13 protein-coding genes are annotated in these 16251 nt (G+C 65.7%); 12 read left to right on the top strand and 1 reads right to left on the bottom strand.

The window, feature by feature from the left end:
• Positions 1–3: 3 nt before the first annotated feature.
• From argB to OU11_RS00260, 12 genes are all read left to right on the top strand, one after another.
• On the top strand, positions 4–957 hold the full coding sequence (argB, locus tag OU11_RS00315) for an acetylglutamate kinase (RefSeq protein ID WP_188599635.1): 954 nt from the start codon (positions 4–6) through the stop codon (positions 955–957).
• Entirely contained in the window at positions 947–2248 is a 1302-nt protein-coding gene (locus OU11_RS00310) for an acetylornithine transaminase (RefSeq protein WP_033513862.1), read from the top strand. The genes argB and OU11_RS00310 overlap by 11 nt, the downstream gene beginning before the upstream one ends.
• 22 nt (positions 2249–2270) lie before the next feature.
• Positions 2271–3236, top strand: coding sequence for an ornithine carbamoyltransferase (gene argF / locus OU11_RS00305; protein WP_033513861.1), 966 nt, complete (start codon positions 2271–2273; stop codon positions 3234–3236).
• 16 nt (positions 3237–3252) lie between these two features.
• A complete protein-coding gene (gene argR, locus OU11_RS00300; RefSeq protein WP_033514015.1) occupies positions 3253–3774 on the top strand; it encodes an arginine repressor in 522 nt (173 codons plus the stop codon).
• 86 nt (positions 3775–3860) lie between these two features.
• The gene (locus OU11_RS00295; protein ID WP_033513860.1) at positions 3861–5099 is read left to right on the top strand and encodes an argininosuccinate synthase; all 1239 of its coding nucleotides are present in this window, start codon (positions 3861–3863) and stop codon (positions 5097–5099) included.
• A 170-nt stretch (positions 5100–5269) separates the two neighbouring features.
• Entirely contained in the window at positions 5270–6745 is a 1476-nt protein-coding gene (argH, locus tag OU11_RS00290) for an argininosuccinate lyase (RefSeq protein WP_033513859.1), read from the top strand.
• Positions 6745–9540, top strand: coding sequence for an FtsX-like permease family protein (locus OU11_RS00285; RefSeq protein ID WP_033513858.1), 2796 nt, complete (start codon positions 6745–6747; stop codon positions 9538–9540). Before argH ends, OU11_RS00285 begins: the two co-directional genes overlap by 1 nt.
• A gap of 349 nt (positions 9541–9889) precedes the next feature.
• The gene (locus OU11_RS00280) at positions 9890–11359 is read left to right on the top strand and encodes an anthranilate synthase component I family protein (protein ID WP_033513857.1); all 1470 of its coding nucleotides are present in this window, start codon (positions 9890–9892) and stop codon (positions 11357–11359) included.
• On the top strand, positions 11356–11928 hold the full coding sequence (locus OU11_RS00275; RefSeq protein ID WP_033513856.1) for an anthranilate synthase component II: 573 nt from the start codon (positions 11356–11358) through the stop codon (positions 11926–11928). The genes OU11_RS00280 and OU11_RS00275 overlap by 4 nt, the downstream gene beginning before the upstream one ends.
• Before the next feature lie 42 nt (positions 11929–11970).
• Entirely contained in the window at positions 11971–12516 is a 546-nt protein-coding gene (locus OU11_RS00270; RefSeq protein ID WP_033513855.1) for a pyridoxamine 5'-phosphate oxidase family protein, read from the top strand.
• Between the two features lie 477 nt (positions 12517–12993).
• Positions 12994–13548 carry an HD domain-containing protein gene (locus OU11_RS00265; protein WP_033513854.1) on the top strand — a complete coding sequence of 185 codons (555 nt, stop codon included), beginning with the start codon at positions 12994–12996 and terminating at the stop codon, positions 13546–13548.
• Positions 13549–13561: 13 nt separating this feature from the next.
• Positions 13562–14335 (top strand): putative ABC transporter permease, encoded by a 774-nt coding sequence (locus tag OU11_RS00260; RefSeq protein ID WP_033513853.1) that lies wholly within the window; start codon positions 13562–13564, stop codon positions 14333–14335.
• Positions 14336–14353: 18 nt separating this feature from the next.
• Here OU11_RS00260 and OU11_RS00255 read toward each other — a convergent pair whose 3' ends face one another.
• A complete protein-coding gene (locus tag OU11_RS00255) occupies positions 14354–16219 on the bottom strand; it encodes a DUF975 family protein (protein ID WP_223224068.1) in 1866 nt (621 codons plus the stop codon).
• Between the last annotated feature and the right edge of the window lie 32 nt (positions 16220–16251).

Below are 16251 nucleotides of genomic sequence, written 5' to 3'. Positions count from 1 at the left end.
ATCATGACAACTTGGAAGGGACCCGGATACCATCTGGACGTCCACACCGACCTGACGGCCGACCAGAAGGCCGAGGTGCTCATCGACGCGCTGCCGTGGCTGGAGGAGTTCGCCGGACAGCGCATCGTGGTCAAATACGGCGGCAACGCCATGGTCGACGAGCACCTGAAGCAGTGCTTCGCCGAGGACATGGTCTTCCTGCGGCAGGTGGGCCTGCATCCGGTCGTCGTACACGGCGGCGGCCCGCAGATCTCCAAGATGCTCGACGCGCTGGGCATCGAGTCCGAATTCCGCGGCGGCCTGCGCGTGACCACCCCCGAGGCCATGGATGTGGTGCGCATGGTGCTCACCGGCAAGGTGTCGCGCGAACTCGTCGGCCTGATCAACGCGCACGGCCCGTTCGCCGTCGGCCTGTCCGGCGAGGACGGCGCGCTGTTCTCCGCGATGCAGCGCAGGCCGGTCATCGACGGGCACGCCACCGACATCGGCCTGGTGGGCGACGTGGTGAGCGTGGACGCCTCGGCGGTCGAGGACCTGATCAACGCCGGGCGCATCCCCGTGGTCTCCTCGGTCGCGCCGAACGAGGACGACGCCACCGAGGTGCTCAACGTCAACGCCGACTCGGCCGCAGCCGCCCTGGCCGCCGCTCTCGGCGCGCGCAAGCTGGTGATCCTGACCGACGTGGACGGCCTGTATGCCGACTGGCCGGACCGCAACTCGCTGATCGGCCGCATCGGCGTGGAGAACCTGCGCGACATGCTGCCCGACCTGGAAAGCGGCATGCGGCCGAAGATGGAGGCGTGCGTGCGCGCCCTAGACGGCGGCGTGCCCCAGGCGCATATCATCGATGGTCGCAAACCGCATTCGATTCTCAACGAGATCTTCACCACCGCCGGCATCGGCACGATGGTGGTGCCGGAAGACGGCGTGGAAATGAGGAGTTCCTATGGCAAGTGAACAGCAGACGGTCGAATCGCTCGGCCCTGAGGACAACAAGTGGCTGGGTGAGTACTCCCGCGTGCACATGAACGTGTTCGGCACCCCGCTGCGCGTCATGGATCACGGGCAGGGCGCCCGTATCTGGGACGTGGACGGCAACGAGTACCTCGACTTCCTGGCCGGCATCGCGGTCAACTCGCTCGGCTACGCCCACCCCACGTGGGTCAGGGCCGTCAGCGAGCAGGCCGCCAAGGTGGCGCACACCAGCAACTACTTCGCCACCGAGCCGCAGATCGAGCTGGCCGCCCGCCTGATCAAGCTGGCCGGCGCGCCGGAAGGCTCGCACGTGTACTTCGGCAATTCCGGGGCCGAAGGCAACGAGGCCGCGTTGAAGCTGGCCAAGCTGTACGGCCGCACGCTGCCGGGCGCCACGCCCGACATCGGCGGCAAGCCGGCGCGCATCATCGCGCTGACCCACGGGTTCCACGGCCGCACGCTGGGCGCGCTGTCGGCCACCTGGAAGCCGGCGATCCGCACCCCGTTCGAACCGCTGGTGCCGAACATCGAATTCGTGGAGGCCGGCGACCCGCTCGCCCTGTATGAGGCGTTCGGACAGACCGGTCCCGGCCGGTATGGCAAGGGGCCCGTGGCGGCGGTCATCATGGAGCTCATCCAGGGTGAGGCCGGTGTCCGTCCGCTCGGCGCCGACTACGTGAGCAAGGTCCGTGCCATGTGCGACGCGAACAACGCGTTGCTCATCATCGACGAGGTGCAGACCGGCATCGGCCGCACAGGCGCCTGGTTCGCCTTCCAGCGCGAGGATCTGTCCGGCGGCATCACCCCGGATATCGTCACCTTCGCCAAGGGCGTGGCCGGCGGCTTCCCGATGGGCGGCATGATCGCCTTCGGTGAGAAGCTGTCCGCGCTGTTCTCCCCGGGCACCCACGGCTCCACGTTCGCCGGCAACCCGCTGGCCGCGTCCGCCGCGCTGGCCACGCTCGACGTCATCGAGCACGACAACCTGATCGCCAACGCCGAGGCCAGGGGCGAACAACTGCGCAACGGCATCATGGAGGCCGGCAACCCGCTGTTCGAATACGTGCGCGGCCGTGGCCTGCTCAACGCCATCCAGCTGACCCATCCGTGCGCGCACGCCGCCATGGAATGGGCGCTCGAGCACGGCCTGATCGTCAACGCCGTGGCGCCGGACGCCCTGCGACTGGCCCCGCCGCTGATCGTCGGCGAACAGGATGTGAACGACGCGGTCGCCATCCTCGCCGCCATCCCCAACGACCTGCCCAACGACTGACCCCATCGAGAAGGAGACCGACATGACCGGACAGCTGCGCCACATGCTGCGCGACGATGACGTGACCCACGAGGAGCAGAAGCAGATCCTCGAACTGGGCATGAAGTTCCGTGAGAACCGGTATTACCACCGGCCGTTCGAAGGCCCGCAGGCCGTGGCCGTCCTGTTCGACAAGCCCAGCACGCGCACCCGATCCAGCTTCGCCACCGGCGTGGCCGAACTGGGCGGCTATCCGCTGGTCATCGACAAGTCCGGCTCCCAGCTGGGCCGCGGCGAACCGGTGGCCGACACCTCGCGCGTGCTCACCCGCATGACCTCGGCCATCGTCTGGCGCACCTTCGGACAGGACCGCGTCGAGCAGATGGCCCGCTACGCCACCGTGCCGGTCGTCAATGCGTTGACCGACGAATTCCACCCCTGCCAGATCCTGGCCGATCTGCTGACCATCGCCCAGTTCCGCGGCGGCGTGGACGCCCTGCCCGGCAAGACGATCGCCTACTTTGGCGACTGCGCCAACAACATGGCCAACTCCTACCTGCTCGGCGGCGCCGTGGCCGGCATGCACGTGCGCGTCGCCGGCCCGTACGGCTACCTGCCCGACCCGCGGATCGTGGCCGACGCCGAGCGCATCGCCGCACAGACCGGCGGTTCGATCCTGGTGACCACCGACCCGCGTGAGGCCGCAAAGGACGCCGACTGCATCTTCACCGACACCTGGGTCTCGATGGGCGAGGAGGCGGAGTATGCGGTGCGATCCAAGCCGTTCTGGGAGTATCAGGTCAACGATGAGCTCATGGCCCTGGCCAAGCCGGACGCGCTTTTCCAGCACTGCCTGCCCGCGTACCGCGGCAAGGAGGTCACCGAATCGGTGATCGACGGTCCGCAGTCCGTGGTCTGGGACGAGGCCGAGAACCGTCTGCACGCGCAGAAGGCGCTGCTCACCTGGCTGATCGGCCAGCAGCGCGGCGACGACGGCCTGCTGTCCTGAGTGTGGGCGGATGGGCATGTCGGAGACTAACCCGTTGCAGCGGCCCGCGACCCGGGCCGCCCGCCTGAGCGCGGTCGAGGAGGCGCTGCTCAAATACGTCATCACCTCGCAGTCGCAGCTCTCGCAGATCCTGGCCGACGAGGACATCGACGTGACCCAGGCCACGCTGAGCCGCGATCTGGACGAGCTGGGTGCGGTCAAGACGCGTCTGGCGGACGGCACCGTGGCGTACACCATCGACCGGCGCCAGCAGGAGCCCGCGTCCCATGCCGGCGCCAAGGCCGAACAGCAGATGTCGCGGATCCTGTCGGGGTTGGTGACGTCGGTGGCGTCGGCCAACAACCTCATCGTCGTGCACACGCCGTCCGGTGCCGCGCAGTACGTGGCCAGCGTGATCGACCGGCAGCCGCTCGACGGCGTGCTCGGCACGATCGCCGGGGATGACACGGTGATGATCGTCTGCTCGGACGAGCGGACGGCCTCGGACCGGTCGCGGTGGCTGCTTGACATCGCCTCGAAAACCGTGTCGGGGGAGTGAGCTCGGATTCCCGCGACGCACCGGGTGAATATTTATACAAGCCTATGCATATACTTGCATTCAGCGTTCGATAGAAAGGGCTGAACATGAGTGACAAGAACCGTATCGTACTGGCCTATTCGGGAGGTCTTGACACCTCCGTGGCCATCCCGTACCTGAAGGACCGCACCGGCAAGGACGTCGTCGCCGTCTCGCTCGACGTCGGCCAGGGCGGCGAAAGCCTGGAGACCATCAAGGAGCGCGCGCTGGCGTGCGGCGCCGTGGAATCCTACATCGTCGACGCCCGCAACGAGTTCGCCGACGAGTACTGCATGCTCGCGCTCAAGGCCAACGCCATGTACGAGGGCGTGTACCCGCTGGTCTCCGCCATCTCCCGTCCGCTGATCACCAAGCATCTGGTCCGTGCCGCCCACCAGTTCGGCGCCGACACCATCGCCCACGGCTGCACCGGCAAGGGCAACGACCAGGTGCGTTTCGAGGTGTCGATCCAGTCCATCGACCCCACGCTCAAGGCCATCAGCCCGATCCGCGACCTGTCGCTGACCCGTGACGTGGAGATCGCCTACGCCAAGGAGCACCGGCTGCCGATCGTGCAGACCGAGAAGAGCCCGTACTCCATCGACCAGAACGTGTGGGGCCGCGCCATCGAAACCGGCTTCCTGGAGGATCCGTGGAACGGCCCGACCAAGGACTGCTACGCCTACACCGACGATCCGGCCTTCCCGCCGGTCGAGGACGAGGTCATCATCGAATTCAAGCAGGGCATCCCGGTCAAGATCGACGGCCGCGACGTGACCCCGCTGCAGGCCATCGAGGAGATGAACCGCCGCGCCGGCGCCCAGGGCATCGGCCGCATCGACCTGATTGAGGATCGTCTGGTCGGCATCAAGTCCCGCGAGCTGTACGAATGCCCGGGCGCGGTGGCGCTGATCACCGCCCACCAGGAGCTGGAGAACTGCTGCCTGGAGCGCGAGCAGCACCGCATCAAGCGCGACATCGACAAGCGTTGGGGCGAGCTGGTCTACGATGCGCAGTGGTTCTCGCCGGCGGTCAAGTCGCTCAACGCGTTCATCGAGGACACCCAGCAGTACGTCTCCGGCGAGATTCGCATGATCCTGCACGGCGGCCGCGCCGTGGTCACCGGACGCCGTTCCGAGACCTCGCTGTACGACTACAACCTGGCCACCTATGATTCCGGCGACAGCTTCGATCAGAACGCCTCCAACGGCTTCATCGAGATCTACGGCCTGCCCACCCGCGTGGCCGCCGCCCGCGACGTGAAGTTCGGCAACGGCATCGAGGTGCCGGACAACACCGTCGAATAATCGTCAAGGAATCAACAAGCGGATGCCGAGCGGATTCGACCGCTCCGGCATAACGACGTCAGGCTTCCGACCAGGAACGTCATGTGTGTTCACGGATCCGCGGCAGATCGGCCGATGGTCCGGGAACGGACGGACGTCCCGGCGGAAGCCTTCGATGTAAGGTAGGCACTATGACCGAACAGAACGAACATCTCGCCCTGTGGGGCGGCCGTTTCACCTCCGGCCCGTCGCCGGAGCTCGCCAAGCTGTCCAAATCCACGCAGTTCGACTGGCGTCTGGCCGACGACGACATCGCCGGCTCCCGCGCCCACGCCCGCGCGCTCGGCCGTGCCGGGCTGCTGACCGACGACGAGCTGCGGCGCATGGAGGAGGCCCTCGACGAACTGCAGCGTCGCGTGGATTCAGGAGAATTCGCGCCGATCGAGGATGACGAGGACGAGGCCACGGCGCTGGAGCGCGGTCTGCTGGACATCGCGGGCGACGAGCTCGGCGGCAAGCTGCGCGCCGGCCGATCCCGCAACGATCAGATCGCCTGCCTGATCCGCATGTGGCTGCGCCGCCACGCGCGCCGGATCGCGGGGCTCACGCTCGATCTGGTTCAGGCGCTGATCGCCCAGTCCGAGCAGGCCGGCAACGCGGTCATGCCCGGCCGCACCCATATGCAGCACGCGCAGCCGGTATTGCTCGCCCACCAGCTCATGGCCCATGTATGGCCGTTGATCCGTGACGTGCAGCGTCTGGTGGACTGGGACGCCCGCATCGACGCCAGCCCGTACGGTTCCGGCGCGCTCGCCGGCAACACGCTCGGTCTGGACCCGCAGAACGTGGCTGTGGAACTGGGCTTCTCCCGCGTCACCGACAACTCGATCGACGGCACCGCGGCCCGCGACCTGGTCGCCGAATTCGCGTTCGTGGCCGCCATGCTCGGCGTGGACATCTCCCGCCTGAGCGAGGAGATCATCATCTGGAACACGCAGGAGTTCGCCTTCGTGCGGCTCGACGACGCGTACTCGACCGGCTCGTCGATCATGCCGCAGAAGAAGAACCCGGATATCGCCGAGCTGGCGCGCGGCAAGTCCGGCCGCCTCATCGGCGACCTGACCGGGCTGCTGGCCACGCTCAAGGGACTGCCCACCGCGTACGCCCGCGACCTGCAGGAGGACAAGGAGGCCGTGTTCGACCAGGTCGACACGCTCGAGGTGCTGCTGCCGGCCTTCACCGGCATGGTGGCCACGATGCGCTTCGACACCGACCGTCTGGCGGCGGAGGCACCCACCGGATTCGCCCTGGCCACGGACATCGCCGAATGGCTGGTGCGCAACGGCGTGCCGTTCCGCCACGCCCATGAACTCTCCGGCGCCTGCGTGAAGATCGCCGAGGAACGCGGCCAGGAGCTTTGGGACCTGACCGACGACGACTTCGTGACGGTCTTCGCGGACTTCCTGCCCGCCGACAAGGCGCCGCAGGTGCGCGAGGTGCTGTCCACCGAAGGGTCCGTGGCCGCGCGCCGCGGCAAGGGCGGCACCGCACCCGAACGCGTGCGCGAACAGATCATCGACGCCAAGTCCAAGGCGGAATCCCTGCACACCTTCGCCGTCTCCATCAGCGACGGCCCGGCGTACAGGCCCGAAGGCTCGCTCAACTGATGTCCGGCGCGTTCGCCACGGTCATCCGGCGCTCCATCCGCGGGTCGCTCGGCCGGTTCCTGGCCATCATCGGCATCGTGGCGCTCGGCTGCGGGTTCTTCGCCGGACTGCAGATGAGCGGCGCCGACATGCGCGTGGCAGCAGACCGCTACTACGACGGCACGAACCTGTGGGACATCCGCCTGATTTCCACGCTCGGCTTCTCCGACGACGACGTGGACCGGGTCCGCGAGATTGACGGCATCGAGGAGGTGATGCCGTCGATCTCGACCGACGTGATGATGGAGATGTGCGACGAGCAGACCGCCGTCCGGGTCGCGCTGCTCCCGGACGGCGCACCGGAAGGCGAACAAACCGATGACGTGACCGTCACATCCGACGACGACGGGTATCTCAACCGTCTGCTGCTGCGCGACGGTCGCTGGCCCACAGCCGCCGACGAATGCGTGGTCTCCGCCGACACCGCGCAGGGGAAGCCCTCCATCGGCGACACCATCCACGTGCAGTACGGCACCGAGGCGTTGGACGACACGCTCACCGGCAGGGAGTTCACCGTCGTCGGCACGGTCAGCTCATCGAACTATCCGTACACGGTCAGCTTCGGATCCACCACGCTCGGTTCCGGCATGATCGAGCAATACCTGTATGCACCGCGCGACGCCTTCGCCGAGGACGCCGCCTATACCGACATCTACGCCACCGTGGACGGGGCCGCCTCCCATGAGAGCGGCGCCGACGACTACGAGCGGGCCGTCGCCGACGTCACCGACAGGATCGAACGGGAAAGCGACGATCTGGCCGAAGCCCGGCTGGATGACATCAAGAGCCCGTTGCAGCGGGATTTGAACGAACGTCGCAGCACATACGAATCCGAGCGCGACGAGGCGATCGCCCAGCTCGACGACACGGAACGCCAACTCGACATCGCCTCACAGCTCAGTCCAGGTGACAGCCGGATCGCCGCATCCCGCGCACAGCTCGAACAACAGCGGGCCCAAGCCGAGCGGGGATTCGCCGAAGCCGAAGCGCAGCTGGCGGACGCGCAATCCGAACTGGATGCGATGGCAGCCCCGGAACTCTACATCCTCGACCGCACGCACAGCGAGGGCGCGGCCAGCTACCAGGGCGACAGCGAACGCATGGACAGCATCGCCGACGTGTTCCCGTTCATGTTCTTCCTCGTGGCGGCGCTGGTGGCGCTGACCACCATGACACGCATGGTGGAGAACGAACGCATCGAAATCGGCACCTACAAGGCGCTCGGCTACGGTACGGCGACCATCGCCTGCAAATACCTGGCCTACGCGGCCGCCGCCAGCGTCACCGGAGCACTCATCGGCATCGCGGCGCTCAGCCAGATCCTGCCGTACATCGTCATGCAGGCGTACGCGATCATCTACGCGGTGCCCGCGCAAGCCCTGCCGCTGCCCATCCAACCGTCAGCCGCGCTGCTCGCCGGCGGCACCGGCGTGGGCGTGACCCTGCTATGCACCTGGTTCGCCGTGGTCTCCAGCCTGCGAGAAACACCATCCGGGCTCATGCTGCCGCGTCCGCCGAAGGCCGGCAAACGCATCCTGCTCGAACATATCGGACCGCTGTGGCGCAGCCTCTCGTTCTCCTGGAAGGTCACCTGCCGCAACCTCTTCCGCTACAAACGACGGTTCTTCATGACCATCATCGGCATCAGCGGCTGCACGGCGCTGATGCTCGTCGGCTTCGGCCTGCACGACGCGATCTGGGACATCATCGACAACCAGTTCGGATCGATCCAGCGGTACAACACCATCGTCAGCCTGAACGACGACGCCACCGACGAGGACATCGCGGCGGTGCAAGCCAAGCTCGAGGAACACGACGCCACCGACCTGACGCGCGTCGACATCGAGAACATTCAGATCACGGGCGCCGATGACGCCGACGACGACCCGCTGGCCGTACAGGTCATCACGCCGCAGGACGCGGACGCGCTGGCCGACGTGATCACCTTCCGCGAGCGTGCGGACCATGCCGCGGTGACCTTCGACGAGAACGCGGTGCTCGTCACCGAGAAGGCCGCGACGAAGCTCGGACTCCAGGTCGGCGACGGACTGACGCTGCACCGGCAGGACGGCATGGGCAACGCCGTCGGCGACGGGGCGCAGGTCACGATCACCGGCATCGTAGAGAACTACGTCGGCAACATGGTCTATCTGGGGCCCGAAGCGTGGGAACGGGCCGCCGATCAGGACGACGGGCTGGACGCCGAACCCGCATACCTGACCACGTACGCGGTGGCGCCGGACAGCCAACGCGTGCGGGACGAGCTGTCGGCCGACCTGCGCGACGTGCCGCATGTCTCCACGGTGGGCTTCTCGGCGATTTCCATCGACACCTACTCCACGATGCTCAGCTCGATCAACCTGATCGTGGTGGTGCTGATCGTGTCGGCGGCGGCGCTCGCGTTCATCGTGCTCTACAACCTGACCAACATCAACATCGGCGAGCGTGTGCGGGAGATCGCCACGCTCAAGGTGCTCGGGTTCACCCGTCGCGAGGTCCACTCCTACATCTTCCGGGAGATCGCGATCCTGGCGCTGGTCGGCGACCTGATCGGCCTGGTGCTCGGCACCTGGCTGGAGGGGTTCGTCATCACCACCGTGGAGGTGGACGTGGTGATGTTCGGACGCATCATCCACCCGCAGAGCTACCTGTACGCGTTCCTGCTCACCCTGGTGTTCAGCGGCGTGGTCGTGATGGCCATGCGCGGCCGGCTCGATCGGGTGGATATGGTCGAAAGCCTCAAATCGGTCGACTGACCGGCCAGGGCTCGACGCCACGGCCGACGGTCTACATTGTGGAACGGAAACACGTTCGTGACGCATGGTCGGGTATGGTCTGATGCAACACGGCGGCAATCCGCCCCATATCGGAAGAAACGAGACATGCCATGATGATGCAGCACACCATATCGGCGGTGGAGGGTGCCGGCGTGCGCGTCAACGGGATGGGGGCCTCGCCGCTGGGCGGCGTGACCGCGCGATGGCGTCGTTGACAGTATCCGTTTCCCGCCGTTTTCGGGCGGGGCATCTCACCTATTCCGCAATATAACAACGTGGCCGGGGCGCATCGCCTCATCCGGCAATCCATCGATAGGAACCATCCGTCATGTTCAACACCACCAGTGTGGATGAGGTTCGTCGGGCGACCTCATCCGGATCTTTCACCATTGCACCCGTCTGCCGTGAGATCATGGCCGACGACATCACCCCCATCGAGGCGTTGCGGGCGTTGAAGGCCGCCTCGGACCGCTGCTATCTGCTTGAATCCGTCGTAGGGCGCGAAAAACGCGGCCGATATACGTTCCTCGGGTTCGAACCGTCCCTGACCATCACCTGCACCGACGGCGAGATGACCATCGGCGGGCGGACGCTGCACACCGACGATCCCTCTGCCGAAATCCGACGCGTCCTGGAACGGTACCGCAGCCCGCGCATCGAAGGCATGCCGCCGTTCACCGGCGGTCTGGTCGGGTATTTCGCGTTCGAATACCTGAAGTACTCCGAGCCGACGGTTCGACGCGACGTGTCCAACCCGCATCATCTGCGGGATCTGGAACTCATGCTGTTCGACAAGGTCGTGGCCTTCGACAACGTGCGCCAGAGCGTGACCCTGATCGTCAACATGCCGCTGGACGGCGACCTTGAGGCCGATTACCGGCAGGCCGTGGACGAACTCGAACGGCTCGAACGACTGCTGCATGACGGCGAACGGTATCGCGACGGCGCGGGACGCATGACGGGGCAGAGCGTCGCACTGTTCAGCCGCGACCAGTTCCGGGACATGGTCGAACGTGCCAAGACGCACATCCGCGAGGGCGACATCTTCCAGATCGTGCCGTCCAACCAGTTGAGCGCCCCGTTCGAAGGCAGCCTGCTGGACACCTACCGTGTGCTGCGCGTCACCAACCCCTCGCCGTACATGTTCTATCTGTCCGGCACCGACATCGAGATCGCCGGCGCATCCCCGGAGACGCTGGTCCGTTTGGAGGACGGCACGCTGCGCACGTTCCCGCTGGCGGGCACGCGGCCGCGCGGCGCGACCGACGAGGAGGACGCCCGACTGGAACGGGAACTGCTCGCCGACCCCAAGGAACTGGCCGAACACAACATGCTCGTCGATCTGGGCCGCAACGACCTGGGCCGCGTCAGCCGGTTCGGAACCGTGCAGGTCGAACGGCTGCGCACCATCGAACGGTACTCGCACGTCATGCACATCGCTTCCAGCGTGCGCGGCGAACTGCGCGACGACTGCGACGCGCTTGACGCGATCGCCGCGGTACTGCCCGCCGGCACGCTCTCGGGCGCCCCGAAGATCCGCGCCTGCCAGCTGATCGGCGAGATGGAAGGCACCAAGCGCGGCGTGTACGGCGGGGCGATCGGATACCTCGACTTCACCGGCAACATGGATGTGTGCATCGGCATCCGCATCGCCTTCGCGCAGGACGGCATGGTGTTCGTGCGGGCCGGTGCGGGCGTCGTGGCCGATTCGGTGGCCGACAACGAGTATCAGGAGTGTCTGAACAAGGCCGGCGCCACCTTGGACGCGCTGCGGATCGCGGGGGAGGGAATGCGATGATCCTGCTCATCGACAGCTACGACAGCTTCTCATACAACCTGGTGCAGGCGATCGGGTCGATCGACGCCGACATCCGCGTGGTCCGCAACGACGAACTGACGTTGGACGAGATCCGCGCGCTGCACCCCGACCGGATCGTCCTGTCCCCGGGGCCGGGACGGCCCGAGGACGCGGGCGTGATCGTGGACGTGGCGCGCGAAATGAACGGTACGGTGCCAATGCTGGGCGTCTGCCTCGGCCACCAGGCCATCTGCCAGGCGTACGGGGCCACCATCACCTACGCGCGCCGGCTCATGCACGGCAAGCAGTCGCCGACCGAACTCGATCCGCACTGCCCGCTGTTCGCCGGATGCGCGCCCAACGTGCCGGTCGCGCGGTATCATTCCCTGGCTGTGGACCCGGCCACGTTGCCGCCGGAGCTCAGGGTGACGGCCACCGCCGACGATGGCGAGGTGATGGCCGTGGCCGACGTCCGACCCGGACGGGCGCCGGTCTACGGCGTGCAATTCCATCCCGAATCGATCATGACGCCCGACGGCATGACCATGCTGCGCAACTTCTTTGCCTGACGGGCGGTCTTTTCGCAGGCATCCCCGCGGCGCGCATATACGATGGTTCATATGGGATCGACACGACGCAATGATGAACGCACCGTTGCCGGCTGCCATCGGCGGATGAGGCGCACCGACCGGGAGGTCGTCGATCCGGGGATGGTCGAACGCATCATCCGGGATTGCCGCATCGTGGACGTCGCATATGCGGACGCGGAGGGGATGACCATCATACCGATGAACTTCGGTTACGCGATACGACCCGATGGTCTGCCGACGTTGTATTTCCACTCGGCGTCGCACGGGCGCAAGATCGATGCGATCCGGACCGCCGGCAACGCATTGCCTGTGGCGGTATCGATGCGTACGGATTGCAGGCCAATTGAGGGGCGCACACCTTGCGGTTGGGGCGAAGCATTCCGTTCCGTGGTGGCGACCGGCACCGCGTCGATTGTGGAGGCGATGGAGGAACGCCGCGAGGGATTGCGGCTGCTGATGGCCCATCAGGCGGACATGCCGGACGTGACGTTCACCGACCAACAGGTGAACAGCGTGACCGTCTGGAGGATCGACCTCGACCATGTCACCGGCAAGGTTCATGAATGACCTGTTGGCTGCCCTTGGCTCGAGGACGCAATATTCGTTATCCATGGGGCAAATCGAGTGATGCCGTGGTACGGAAGGGATGATTCCCGAGTTCGAAAGTTCCGTACCACAAGGACGTGGTACAGAATGGCATTACGCCCGCTTCAAGGATTCCGTACCGTACCACGACGGTTCGGCAAGACATCCACCCTTGAAATATCAACCTTGTGGATCGGGGTTGTGGTCCGTGGTACGGTACGGAACTCTCAGAATGGGCTGTTGATGGTTCCGTACCACGTATACCTGGTACGGAACCATCAAGAACCTCTGCGTAACGGTTCCGTACCACCGCAGTAGGGCCACTGCCAATGATGGCGGGGTCTCGAGTCGTGATTCTCATCCGAACGAACGACTGCCGGTGACCGCGGCATCTCCTACAATCGGGAGCGACGATTGACGATACCGCGCGCCTGCGCCGACATAGTTGGGGGAGCAGTCATGCTGACACGACGACAGATCCGCATGCTGGTGCATCGGCATGGCCGGGAGATCATCGCACACGAGAACATGATGATCGAACGTCGTTGCTACCAGCATGGGGCCGTGACCACCTTCGCGCACTCGATCCGCGTGGCCTGTCTGGCGGTGTGGATGGCCGACCGGCTGCGTCTGTGGCGGCGCGTCGATCCGCGCTCGCTGATCCGTGCCGCGCTCCTGCACGACTACTTCCTGTACGACTGGCATGACTGGGACAACGGCGAACACCGGCTGCACGGGTTCACCCATGGACGTGCCGCATTGGAGAACGCGATGCGCGACTTCGGCGACCTCAACCATGTGGAGCGTGACAGCATCGCACGGCACATGTTCCCGCTGACCCCGCTGCCGCCGCGGTACATCGAAGGGTATCTGGTCACGATGGCCGACAAGGTGAGCGCCACCCGCGAGACCCTGTCCCTGGACCGGTTCAACAAGCCGAAAGCGCTGGAGCGCGGTGGCATGGCCTCCCGCTCGACGGCGCCGTCCGTGACGGTTCGGAACCGTCGCGGCTGAGGGGAACTCGCCCATGCTCGCCGTCGAACATCTGTTCCTGTGGTTCCTGTTCTACTCGTTCCTGGGGTGGGTCTACGAGTCGATTCTGGTATCCGTGCAGGAACGCCGATTCGTGAACCGCGGGTTCCTCAACGGTCCGCTGTGCCCGATCTACGGCGTCGGGGCCGTGCTGGCCGACCTGCTGCTGGGCGGCATCGCCGGCCATCCGTTGCTGGTGTTCCTCATCTCCGCCGTGGGTGCGAGCGTGCTGGAATACGCCACCTCGTGGGCGATGGAACGGCTGTTCCACGCGCGATGGTGGGATTACACGGATTTCCGCTTCAATCTCAACGGGCGCATCTGCCTGCTGGGGGCCGTGGTGTTCGGTCTGGGCGGCGTGGTGATCGTGCGGGTCATCCAGCCGCAGGTCGAGTATTGGACGGGATTGATGCCCCTGCCGGCGGTGCATTGGCTGTCGATCGTATGCTCGCTGCTGCTGGTCATCGACCTGACCGTCACGGTGGCGGGCGTCGCGCATTTCGACGAAAGCCTGGCCGCGTTCACCGATATCGTGCAGGGGTACGCGGCCAAGGCCGGAGACCACTGGCAGTGGGGACGCGACGCCCTGCGCGGCAAGGTCCATGACTGGGCCGAATCCTCGCAGGAGATCCTGTCCGGCCTGCGAGACGTGGCCACGCTGATGCTCAACGAGCAGCAACGCCGCATGATCGAGGCGTTCCCTCACCTGACATCGGTGAACTACGAGCGTGTCCTCGAAACCATCCGCGAACTGCTGCGCCGCAACTGATATGACGCGGCAGCTCGCTCAGCTTTGCAATACCGGGATCGTCGGAATGGCGGAATCGATGGCGGGCGCGGACACGGTGTCCGAGCCCTTGTAATCGGTGATGCCGGCGCCGGTGTTGGGATGCTGCGACGAATAGATCTGATCGCCGCAATAGGCGACCAGCAACACCGCCGCGATGACGGCCAGTACGCGCACGTTCGCCCGACGCAGCAAGTCGTCAAGCGCCGGGGCGAGCAGGTAGACGATCGCCAGGCCGCCCAATCCGAACGTGAGCAGGCCCTCGGCGCAGATGCGGCCGTTCAGGTTCAGGAAGTACCCGGTGTAATCCCACCAGCGCTGCCCGTCGTGCGTGATCTCCAGATACCAGGAGGAGAAGTATTCGATCGCGCCACACAGCACCATCGCGGCCACGAACTCCAGGGCCGGCTTGCTACGCAGCTTCTTGAGCAGCACGAGGATGGCAATGCCGCCGGTGCCGTAGATCGGCAGCCAGGGGCCATGCAGGGTGCCGCGGTTGACGAACATGCCCTCGGTGATGAACGCCAGCGTGACCTCCCAGACCCAGCCGACGAAGCAGAAGATGAAGAACATCATGATCAGGTTGAGCACCGTGTAGCTGCGCGTGGCGTCCGGGCCGGAGATCGTCTCCACCTTGGTACGAATCGGGGCCGGGGCCAGACGGCCGGGGTAGCAGCGGCCGTCCAGGATGTCCTGGGCATGGTCGAGCGCGTCCACCTGCGCCTCGTGGCGCTGCCAGGCGTCCACCCTGCCGTTGCGTCGCAGCGTGATGCCGAACCAGTCGGCCAGGAATCCGGTGAATCCGGTCGGGCGCTGCACGTGTTCGTGCGATGCGGAGGCGATCGCCGCCGCGGCGTCACCGTAGGCGGCTTCGACGACGGTTTGGTCGGGGCGGACGTACAACGCCTCGTCGCACAGGGCCTCGCTGCCTTCCACGCCGGCGCGCTTGGCGATCTCACGCAGCCGGGCATAGTATTCGGCGAAGAACGCGGCCTGATAGCCGTTGAGCCAGAAGACGCCGACCAGACCGAAGGTCAGCGCGCTCAGGATGTGCCATCCGATGAATGAGAGCTGCATGACGAAGCATTCCCACTTGTGCCCCTTCATCATGCGGCGCGACAATGTGATCGCCTCATTGGCGCCCATCGTCGGGTTCTCGGCCATGATGTACGGCACCAGGAAATAGGAATAGGATTTGATGAACACGCCGACGATGGTGAACGACCACAGGAACAGGTAGACCGTGGTGACGAACATCGTCCAGGCCATGCGCGGCCAGCGGCCGGTTTGGATCGGGTAGAGGAACCGGCGTACCGGCACCTGCTCGTAGGTCCGGGCCTCCAGCATGATGCGTCGGATGACGATGGTGTAGGTCTCCTGAATGAACAGCCAACCGAAGACGTACACGATGAAGCTGATGACGATCAGCACGATGACGCCCGCGTCGGGGGATTGCAGAATCGAACGGGCCGTGTCGGAGATGGTCAGCAGGATGCTGCCGGAGGAGAAGGAGTTCACCAGCGAGGCGAAGACGCCGCGGGAGCGGCCCAGCATGGCGATGGTGTCGGATTCCCGGATGTCCTGCTCGTTGCGCGACACCTCGCTGCGGACCTCGTCCTCATTGCCGGAGGCCATCTGCCCGAGCATCGTCTCGAGCTGATTGGAGGACGTGTCGGCGACGGTCGACTGCGCCATGGTCGGGTCCTCATAGGTTTCCGCCCACAGTGACGACGTGTACTCCGCCCCGATGAGCGCGGCGATCAGGCACATGACGACGATTAGCCAGTAGTGGCGCTTGAACACGCCCTTGGCGCGGGCCTTCATGGCCTTGCGATCCATAACGGTTATCTTCTCCATCTCGGTCATGATTCCCACCCTATCAGGAACGGCGGCAGTGT

It is taken from the genome of Bifidobacterium pullorum DSM 20433, from assembly GCF_000771405.1.
GTDB classification, from domain to species: domain Bacteria; phylum Actinomycetota; class Actinomycetes; order Actinomycetales; family Bifidobacteriaceae; genus Bifidobacterium; species Bifidobacterium pullorum.
The sequence above is the reverse complement of the archived record's forward strand: the minus strand, read 5'-3'. Positions and strand labels throughout refer to the sequence as shown.

What these genes read in the sequence shown, in the direction of transcription:
- argB (WP_188599635.1), top strand. Translation starts at nt 4, where the DNA reads ATGACAACTTGGAAGGGACCCGGATACCATCTGGACGTCCACACCGAC.
- OU11_RS00310 (WP_033513862.1), top strand. Translation starts at nt 947, where the DNA reads ATGGCAAGTGAACAGCAGACGGTCGAATCGCTCGGCCCTGAGGACAAC.
- argF (WP_033513861.1), top strand. Translation starts at nt 2,271, where the DNA reads ATGACCGGACAGCTGCGCCACATGCTGCGCGACGATGACGTGACCCAC.
- argR (WP_033514015.1), top strand. Translation starts at nt 3,253, where the DNA reads ATGTCGGAGACTAACCCGTTGCAGCGGCCCGCGACCCGGGCCGCCCGC.
- OU11_RS00295 (WP_033513860.1), top strand. Translation starts at nt 3,861, where the DNA reads ATGAGTGACAAGAACCGTATCGTACTGGCCTATTCGGGAGGTCTTGAC.
- argH (WP_033513859.1), top strand. Translation starts at nt 5,270, where the DNA reads ATGACCGAACAGAACGAACATCTCGCCCTGTGGGGCGGCCGTTTCACC.
- OU11_RS00285 (WP_033513858.1), top strand. Translation starts at nt 6,745, where the DNA reads ATGTCCGGCGCGTTCGCCACGGTCATCCGGCGCTCCATCCGCGGGTCG.
- OU11_RS00280 (WP_033513857.1), top strand. Translation starts at nt 9,890, where the DNA reads ATGTTCAACACCACCAGTGTGGATGAGGTTCGTCGGGCGACCTCATCC.
- OU11_RS00275 (WP_033513856.1), top strand. Translation starts at nt 11,356, where the DNA reads ATGATCCTGCTCATCGACAGCTACGACAGCTTCTCATACAACCTGGTG.
- OU11_RS00270 (WP_033513855.1), top strand. Translation starts at nt 11,971, where the DNA reads ATGGTTCATATGGGATCGACACGACGCAATGATGAACGCACCGTTGCC.
- OU11_RS00265 (WP_033513854.1), top strand. Translation starts at nt 12,994, where the DNA reads ATGCTGACACGACGACAGATCCGCATGCTGGTGCATCGGCATGGCCGG.
- OU11_RS00260 (WP_033513853.1), top strand. Translation starts at nt 13,562, where the DNA reads ATGCTCGCCGTCGAACATCTGTTCCTGTGGTTCCTGTTCTACTCGTTC.
- OU11_RS00255 (WP_223224068.1), bottom strand. Translation starts at nt 16,219, where the DNA reads ATGACCGAGATGGAGAAGATAACCGTTATGGATCGCAAGGCCATGAAG.